This is a genomic window from Bradyrhizobium yuanmingense, from assembly GCF_900094575.1.
In the GTDB taxonomy this organism is placed as follows: domain Bacteria; phylum Pseudomonadota; class Alphaproteobacteria; order Rhizobiales; family Xanthobacteraceae; genus Bradyrhizobium; species Bradyrhizobium yuanmingense.
Genome location: NZ_FMAE01000051.1, coordinates 1 through 9075 on the forward strand (window position 1 = coordinate 1; position 9075 = coordinate 9075).

The 9075-nt window shown below is 59.4% G+C and carries 5 protein-coding genes and 3 pseudogenes; 6 read left to right on the top strand and 2 right to left on the bottom strand.

Translation table 11 applies throughout. The annotated features are described in order from the left end of the window. Positions 1–163: 163 nt before the first annotated feature. Positions 164–1038: pseudogene (locus GA0061099_RS38065) on the top strand (IS3 family transposase); the annotation flags it as partial. A gap of 453 nt (positions 1039–1491) precedes the next feature. After that, positions 1492–1905: pseudogene (locus GA0061099_RS43335) on the top strand (tyrosine-type recombinase/integrase); the annotation flags it as partial. A 315-nt stretch (positions 1906–2220) separates the two neighbouring features. On the opposite strand, the gene GA0061099_RS39610 reads toward GA0061099_RS43335, so the two are convergent. Both GA0061099_RS39610 and GA0061099_RS38080 read right to left on the bottom strand, forming a co-directional pair. Continuing rightward, complete coding sequence (locus tag GA0061099_RS39610; protein WP_083235185.1) at positions 2221–2610, bottom strand: tetratricopeptide repeat protein; 390 nt, start codon at positions 2608–2610, stop codon at positions 2221–2223. 154 nt (positions 2611–2764) lie between these two features. After that, entirely contained in the window at positions 2765–3706 is a 942-nt protein-coding gene (locus GA0061099_RS38080; protein WP_244621046.1) for a winged helix-turn-helix domain-containing protein, read from the bottom strand. Between the two features lie 104 nt (positions 3707–3810). Here GA0061099_RS38080 and GA0061099_RS38085 point away from each other — a divergent pair, with 104 nt between their 5' ends. The 4 genes and pseudogenes from GA0061099_RS38085 to GA0061099_RS42570 all read left to right on the top strand — a co-directional run. Continuing rightward, positions 3811–4674, top strand: a complete 864-nt coding sequence (locus GA0061099_RS38085; RefSeq protein WP_074448614.1) for an alpha/beta fold hydrolase — start codon at positions 3811–3813, stop codon at positions 4672–4674. An 868-nt stretch (positions 4675–5542) separates the two neighbouring features. Then, a complete protein-coding gene (locus tag GA0061099_RS38090; RefSeq protein ID WP_074448613.1) occupies positions 5543–6373 on the top strand; it encodes a nodulate formation efficiency C protein in 831 nt (276 codons plus the stop codon). Between the two features lie 519 nt (positions 6374–6892). Further along, the gene (locus GA0061099_RS41735) at positions 6893–7891 is read left to right on the top strand and encodes a hypothetical protein (RefSeq protein WP_158644929.1); all 999 of its coding nucleotides are present in this window, start codon (positions 6893–6895) and stop codon (positions 7889–7891) included. Then, positions 7870–9075, top strand: a pseudogene (locus tag GA0061099_RS42570) (hypothetical protein); the annotation flags it as partial. The gene GA0061099_RS41735 and the pseudogene GA0061099_RS42570, both read left to right, overlap by 22 nt.

Here is a 9075-nt window from a genome sequence, read left to right on the forward strand (position 1 = left end):
GATCGCCGCAATGGCGTCACCACTCTCAAGTGCGCAACAGCCCATGGACCAGGTTTTTTGACGGGCTCACGTGCCACCAAAATCGTATCGGCCGCTCCCTTCCGGCCGCAGTCTAGCGGTTAGCCGTTTCTATCCCACAGGGGGCGCGCAGCGCCGCGCTCAGTTTTTTAGAAGGCGCGCTCAGCAAAGCCGGCCTGCTGAGCGCAAAGCGATGATCGACCGTGAGCACGACCTGCCGATCACGAAACAGGCGGAAGTTTTGAAGATCAGCCGTGGCAGTGTCTATTATCTACCACGTCCGGTATCGCCCGCCGACCTCGCGATCATGCAACGGCTTGACCGGCTGCATTTGGAGTTTCCCTTCGCCGGTTCGCGAATGTTGCGAGACCTGCTGGCTGCCGAGGGCAGCAAGATCGGCCGCCGGCATGTCAAAACGCTGATGCGGCGGATGGGGATAGAGGCGCTCTACCGCCGGCCGCGCACCACCAAGCCCGAGCCTGGACATAAGATCTATCCATATCTGCTGCGCGGCATGGAGATCACGCGTCCGAACCAGGTCTGGGCGATGGACATCACCTACATCCCGATGGCGCGCGGCTTCATCTATCTCGCGGTGGTGCTCGACTGGTTCAGCCGCCGGGTGCTGTCGTGGCGCGTCTCGATCACGATAGAAGCCGCATTCTGCGTCGAGACGCTGGAGGATGCTCTCGCTCGCCACGGCAAGCCGGACATCTTCAACACCGACCAGGGCTCGCAGTTCACGGGCTCCGCGTTCACCGGCGTGCTCGCCAGGCATGGCATCGCCATCAGCATGGACGGCCGGGGCGCCTGGCGCGACGACGTGTTCGTCGAGCGGCTGTGGCGCAGCGTCAAATATGAGGAGGTCTATCTGCGGGCCTACGACACCGTGTCCGACGCCCGCGCCTCGATCGGCCGATACCTCGGCTTTTCAATGGCCGGCGTCCTCACTCGAGCCTTGACGGCGGCACCCCGGATCAAGCTTACTTCAACCCGCTGCCGTTCCGCGCGGCAGCTTAATTTTGGCGGAAGCTCCACTAATCGACGCGGAATTGCTGTTCAGACAACCGGGACCACCTCATTACAACACCTTCTTTGATGATCTCGGAAGTCTTAAACCACTCAAACGCCACTTGGCGGAGCGGGCTGTAGAATTTCGATATCGCGTCCTTCTGAAAGTCATTTAGCTGTTTCGATCTTGCTTGATGCAACGCGGTTGCCTTCGCCCGCCAACTATCGTCATTGCTTGAGCTGTTCGATAGCCCGCCTTCACCAAGTTCTTCAGTCTCATCTTGCGTGAATGTACAGGCATATGTGCGGATGGGGAATTGACCGCCGCTGTCCTCAGCAACGCACTTCACTTCGCTTATCCGATGACGAAGTGCGAACTCTGATCGATGTCGCCAAAGCAAATCGCTACGGCCATCGCGACGCCACTATGATCCTTGTCGCCTATAGAATGGCTTCCGCGCTTCTGAGCTAACGGACCTCCGTTGGGAGCAAATCGAATTCTCGTCAGCCGCCCTTCACGTTCGAAGAGTTAAGCAAGGCACGCCGAGCACTCACCCAATTCTGGGTGATGAGCTACGTGCACTTCGCAGACTCCGACGTGAACAGGAACCGAAATCGTCCTTTGTTTTCACCTCTGAGCGCGGCACTCCGTTCACTACGGCCGGGTTCGCACGAATGATCGAGCGTGCAGGTGTTGCAGCGGGGTTAAAATTCAAGGCACATCCGCATATGCTACGACACGCCTGCGGCTATGCGCTCGCCAACAAAGGCCACGACACTCGCGCTTTGCAGGCTTACTTGGGCCACAAGAACATCCAGCACACCGTACGCTACACTGAACTCTCGCCTACTCGCTTTAAGGACTTTTGGCGCTAAGTAATTGGCGAAGCCCCTGGTGGCTTTGGACGAAGCCAAGCCGCAGCTCTTGCGGTACAAGACTCTGAACCCCTGTTACCAAGCCGGCGCTTGGTACTCACATACACTCGCACCTTGGCAAACTAGGTACTTAGAAACTCGGCGGCTTGATGCGACGAAAGCCACCTCCGCTTTGTCCCCCTATAGCGACCAAGTTCGTGCGGCAGCGCAATATGTCGCGGGCCAAAACCGGAAGTGGTCGCCTCGCCGTGACCAATTTTGACGCTGCACAAAAGCGCATCAAGTCAAACCAAAGCGGGCACACAAGCGCCGCGATCAATCGGGCAGCCCGGCCTTGACGAAAGCCTCCATGAGTTCAGCCCCGAGTTGGGGTGAACTCACCCATGGTGGAGGCACGGCCGTCGATCTACTCCATTGTGGAGCCTGACGGAGACATTCCGTCATCAGTCGCCGGGCGTCGTCCATGCGGCCCGCACCCACGTAGCAAAGAATGGCTTGTCCAAGTCCCACGAAAAAGAACGGAGGAAAAGCCCTGACCGCCTTGTCCGCCCATTCCGCCGCATCGGCGTGCTTGCCGGCGTTATGATACGCGAGAGCAAGGCCGAGCATGGCGTTATAGTTGAAGGGATCGCGTGGGCTCAACATCATGGCTCGTTCGAAGTCGGCGATCGACTCGTCCGTGCCGCCATTCCAGGCGCTTAGCAAGCCTCGGAAATTATATGCACGCGCATAGTTGGGATTGGCGAGAATGGCCTCATCTCGGCGCCGGCATCGTAATCAAGCTGGAACCAGAACAGATTGAAGCCAACAACGCTAAGGGTCGCAGCGTCATCCGTGCCCATCGCCTTGAGACGATGGGCTATGCCCATGAGCTCTGCGTCATCCTCTGCGATATCGCCGGGCCATCTGTTGGCTCGCAGCCAAGCCAGGCAACTCGCGACGCCCCATAGGCGGCCGCGAAGTTCGGATCGAGCGCGATGGCGCGCTTGAAGTTCGTCATCGCGGTATCGTTGTTCTCGACGCTGGTTGGAAACTCGGTATGGGGCAGCCCGCGATAGTACGCGGTGACGGCATCAACATTACTACTTGGCCGCCGGCTCGCGCGCTCAATCTCGGCCCGATCGATCTCCGGCGCGATGGCGCCGACCACGCTTCCTGTAATCTTGTCCTGCAGATCGAAGATGTCGTCCATGATGCCCTCGAAACGATCCGCCCAGATATGTACCGCGGTGCCGGTATCTATCAGTTGCGCGGTAATCCTGAGGCGCGAACCGACCTGGCGAACGCTGCCCTCAAATACGTAGCGCGCGCCGAGCTCGCGTCCGACCTGCCTGATGTCGACCGTCTTGTTCCGATAGGTAAAGCTCGACTGGCGAGCGATGACGAACAGTGACCTGAATCGCGACAACGCCATGATAATGTCTTCGACCAATCCGTCGGCGAAGTATTCCTGAGCGGGCTCATCCGACATGTTCTGGAACGGGAGCACGGCGATCGACGGTTTGTCGGCTGGCAGGGCCGATATCGGCGTGGCGCTTAGAGCGACTGTACCGGTGTCGTCACGAATTTCCTGCACAGCGCCAACGAAGCGAAAGCCTTTGCGTTGCAGGGTCTTGATCAGGCGCTGCTCGTCGCCACTATCGCCAACCGCGTTGCGTGCCGCGTCGAGTCGCGTCGCCAGTGCCGCATCGGTGACAATGCGACGTCCCCACACGGCGGCGATCAGGTCGTCCTTGCTGGTGACACGTGCGCGGTTCTGGATGAGGTACACGAGCAGGTCGAACGACTGCGGGGCGATCAACACCGCCTCGGGCCCGCGACGCAACTCGCGTCTGTGTCCGGCCTTCCGGCATCGTGCATGCGCGCTTCGACAGGCGCGGGCAAACGACAGCCGGGAGACCGAAAATGCTGCAGCACACCCATGAACCAATCGAGTATCGCGAACAGGGGACCGGACCAACCATTGTCCTCGTACCCGGTTCATGGGCAACGGGCACTGCTTGGGGCCACGTTATCCAGGCGCTCGATAATCGCTTCCGTACCGTGACGACCAGCCTGCCCGGATATGGCGGCACACGGGAAAACAGGACGGCGGAAGATTGCTCGATCAACCGGTCTTCGGAAATCGTCGAAGCCGCGATCCGTCGCGCCGGCGGCCCCGTGCATCTCGTGGGACATTCCTACGGGGCGCTCGTTTGCCTGGACATCGCCCTTTGTGGACTAATGCCGCTGATGAGTCTTACTCTGATCGAGCCGGTGACATTCGGCCTGCTGCGTCGGGCTGGCGAGCTTTCATTCTATGATGAGTTCGCCGGGACCGCTGATGATTATGTCCGGTCGTTCGAAGCCGGCGATAAAGAAGCGGCCCGATGCATGCTCGATTATCTCGACGGTCGGGGACGCTTCGCCGCCTTGCCGCCTCGCATCCGCGATCAAATCACCGATACGACACCAAGCCATATTCTCGACCTGCGCTCTGGCTTCGATCCGACCGTTGCCGCGCTGGGCAACATCCTGCTGCCGACCAGGGTCGTCCATGGCGGACGAACGCGGCCCGCGCTGCAAAAATGCGCGGATATTTTGAGCCGTGCGATGGCGAACGCCTCGTTGCACACGATTCCGGGGGCGCGCCATTTTATTCCGGCGACGCACGCGACAGAGCTTGCCGGACTCATTGACGATCACGTGAAAAAGACGGAATCACTAGCTTGGAGCAGCCTGAGCTTCGCGTCTCCTATTGGGATTGGAACTCGGCGTGAACAACTCTGATATCCTCAGGGTTTTCTTAATCCAAGCCAACCGAGACGCGGTGTTCTGCAGCTACATGCTATGGATGACCGCTATGGGTCATTTTCGACGCATTTGGCACTGATTGAGGACTGGTTTGGTCCTTGTTAGCGTATTGCAAACCGAGAGCCTCGCTCGCTGCGTCTAAGGCACGAGGGGGATGTCCTTTACGGCTGTGACTCTGGCTAACGCCCACGTGGCGAGGGCGTGGTGTTGTTGCATGGCGATCCTTGTCATTTTGGACAGGCACGCCCCGCTCTGAGTTGGGCGCATGATCGCATGCCTAACGACAAAGACCAAAGCTATACAGCGACGATACGATGTTCGCCCTGGCATCTACCGCGACTGCAAAGCAGCGACCGATGAGTGATGAGACTGTCAAGAGAATTCCACGAGCGGCGGCCCGCCTCGTGATGTTTGCCTCCATGTGAGCGCGGTCAGCAAACAAGCCCACCTCAACGGCCGGGCTTCTCTTTGATCATTGCGATGATTAGCAGGATAGAAACCCGCCGCCCGCATCGCGCTGATCAAGCCAAACAACTGCGCTTGCTAACTAAATGCCTGATGGAGTGCAGCTTCGTCTCATCAAGCGCCAAGGAATTTCTAAGGTACTTTGGGGCCCGCCTAATCGGGCAGGATCGCCCAGTTCGCGCATATTTGGCGGTGGCATTTTCGGCCTTTGGTTTCTCACAAGAAAGTGGCTTTCCCGAGCCGTATATCACCCGCCCGACGGGCCCTCACTCCAGACGCAGCGGCATTGTCACCAACCAATCCTGATAGGTGCGTCGCGGGCCTCTTCGAAGACACGATGCGACGCGAATGTAAGGCTGGCTGCGTGGGGTAAGAGAGAATGATTGATAGACGCGTGCTTTGGTTCGGTCTCGGGCTAGGGGGCTGTGTCGGCTTCACTCTATGGCTGGTTTTGACTGCCGGCCTGGCTGCTAAGGGCGATGGCGCCCGTGCGGATGACAACTCTCAGCTCGACAAGGTTAGATCAACTTGGCGAGCCCAGGATGGTGAGACGGCGGAGGAAATCTTTGCCAAGGTCTCGACGGTAGCCCACTTCGTTCCTAGGGGATGGGAGGTTGGCCGAAAGACGGACACTGGCGAGTTCGTTATCTTTTCATGGGCCAAACACCGGTCGGATAAAAAGAAGGACGAATATACGGTCACTTGGGAGGTGGCCCCCGATGGCACAATGAGACTTGTGGCTCCGCATGCGAAGCCGATGGAACTAGGCTGGCAGGCGTTCGCACTTTCGCTTGTTGCTGACGAGGTAGCGAACAACGAAAGGGGCGTGAACCGTCGCTTTCTGCATGATCCCGCTAACTTCAACTTTGTGACGACGGCGCAGGGAAAGCTGGGCGATCTTCTGCGGCGCGGCCACTGTAGGATCGGCGAGCCGGTTGGAGTGGACTATTCGCCGAAGGTAGATGAGCAGCAAACCACCGAGGGGGACCTGTGGCACGTCGAGCTTTCGGTCGACTGCAATATTCCCGGACCTAGTTATTTTGCCCGTGACGGAGTCATCATTTTCGAGAAGCGCGAAGGGCAGGATTGGGAGCCGCAATCCTTCTTTGCCAGGCTTATCGACACGTCTGCACCCGGCTCTTGGTTTGGGCCTGCAGACCCGAAAGACCAGGAAGCATTCGAGCCGGCTCGAAAGACATTTGCAAAATGAACGCAGCAAACCAGCTCTCGGTGCGGGCCGTCGATCATGGATAGCGAAGGCGAACAGATCGATGATGCTGATACGTGCCATCGCGCGCACAGAGAACGAGCACGGAGAGCGTGTCATCAGGTAGCTCGTACCTCGCCCCTGCAGGCGGTAAATCATGGATGCACTGGTGAGTAAGCCGACCGTGAAAACATGGCCCGTTGACCGTTCAGGGCCTACGACCGCAATTCGCGCCGGCATCGTTTTTGTCAGCCCGCTGGCCGAGGACAAGCGAGAGGGGCGGCAACCTATAGGCCGCGCGAGGCACGGCCAGAGGGAGCCAGGATGCACCTCTAGAGGGCCGCCCCTCAAGACTGCGGTAGGCGCCATGTTGGGCGCGCCCTACCGAGCGATAAGGTGCCATGCAGAAGCACCCCGGGCAGGCCGAGCAACATCCTGCTGCGGCTCTACGCGGCCTCGTCAGTTTCTCGAAAGCTCGCGCGACTAGGAGTCTGCTTAGGTGACCTTGGACGTGAGGCTAGCATGGACCGGCAGAACTTTTACCCATCCAACGTAACAGCTTGGTCGCAGGTGCAGCACGCCATCTCGGAAGAGCAGCAGGCGGGCCAGGCCGGGCAAGAGGGCTTTGAGCAGCACTTGGCCGAGGCGCGCCCGCCCGATCCGGCTCCTGTCTCCAGCCGGCGTCGGCGCCACCATCCCAATCTCTCTACGCAAGATCGGGACATTATCGACAAGGCGATTGCTCAATATGCAGGTCAGGGAAAAGCGAGAACGATCAACGGTTATGCTGCAGGCCTCCGCCGATTGATAAATGAAATCCGCGATCGTGACCAATCGACCGATCTAAGGGATCGCCAATCCCTGGCCAAGCATGCCAAAGCTTGGTTTCCGTCAAACAACGATATCACAGCGGGGTTGCACATCCTTCGTGCGTATTATGAGCCGGGCCATGTAGCTGATGGCGCGCAACGCACGGCGGCCCCCTCAGCGGAAGACGCCCTTCTCATCGAGCGGCTGACTAATCCCAGCGGACTGACCCAGCTTACTTTTGTTGCATATCAGCGTGCTCTTCGCAAATTTTCTGAGAGGCTGAAGGGCGTGGGCCAGACTATATCTGAGTTGGATCACGATTCGCGCGTCGCGTTCGCTCGTAAGTTGCTTCCGAAGAGCACAAATCTCATCTCCGCGTTGGGGACATTTCGTGACCAGCTCGATGCGAAACAGAGTTCAGGTGCGGGTGGCCCTCGGGAGACCGGGGGTGATGGCGCCCTGTCGCCCAGGTCAGGCTGGGTTCCGGCGGAGGTCTGGACCTGTTCGATGATGCGGCCGAGGAGCCGCCGACCAATCCACTGGAACTTCAGCGGCTGGAACAGGGCTTCCGTGAGGAAATTCACGGACGGCCGGACGATCAACGCGCCCCCTCAGGGCTGGCTTTCGATGCAGAGCACTTTCCCCCGGCGAAACTTCGGCGAGTGCTCAATCACCTGGATAATCCATCCATGCCTTCGCCAGCCTCCGTAGATCCAACGGAGCTTCTGCGACTGCAAGAGCAGCTTCACAACGAAATTCAGCAGCAGCCGGATGATCAACCCAGCCAATCATTCTTCGTCGATCAAGAGGAGTTCAATCTAGAGCAGTTCTCTCCAGGGGCGCTTCGGCGACTGCTGGATGCTGGCCCCGCGCAGCCGCAAGTCCCCGTCAATCCAAAGGACCTCAAGGCAGGCGCTGGCGTGCTGATGCAGGCTCCCCTCCACGAATTGCTGCAGCACAGGGGGCACGAACAACCTGCTGCACTGAGCAGGAGCGGCGTCCTGCTAAGCGAGGACAACCGACCGACCAGCTTCGCGATCAACACTGAGCGTTACACGGTTCGTTTCGGATCCCGATCGGAAAACGCTCCGCAGCAGCCCAGCGCGCCGTTAGGGAATCAAGCTTCGCCAGCACTGCCTTCACGCAGGATGGGGCAAGCCGCGCCGGCGTCCGACAGGGCTGAGGCGGTCTTCCTAGCGCTCGGCGAGACTTTTGATGCGTCTTTGTCCGTTCCCGACGACTTCTCCCACGGCACCCAGCCTGCGCCGGGTATGATGCGGTCGAAGCTGGGCCGCCGGGGTCTGTTGCCGGATGTAGCAGAGCCCGTAAAGACCTACGACATTCGCGGTGAACGCTACACGGCCGTGCTGGGACCGGGCGGGCCCGATGATGTTCGGCTCATTCACCTGCGGTCTCCCGCTGTCGGCGATACATTCGACATTTCGTTTGCCGTTCCCAAGGATTTTTCTCATCGCACCCAGCCAGCCCCCGACATGATGCTGTCCACGTTGGGCAAGTGGGACTTCTTGCCTGTCGCGGAACATCCAATCATGAACTACGAGATTGGCGGCGAACGCTACACGGCCGTTTTGGGACCGAAGGGACCCAACGACGTTCACCTCATCCATCATCCTCGAGCTGCTGATGAAGCTGCGCCGGCGCCGGCGACCTCATCCCACGACCGTAGCGGGCGGGCTCTCGGCGCCACGGAATGGCTCGGCGACGAGCATATCCAGAGGGACTACGAGCTCCTGACGCAGAAGTTGCAAATGAATCATCCGAATCTTGCCGCCGAAACGCGGTTCGTCGATCCTCTCATCGCCTTTCAGTTGAGTTGGGGCGCCGAGCGCGACGCGCTCAGCGCATGGCAGCGCATCATCTATGATCGGGATCAC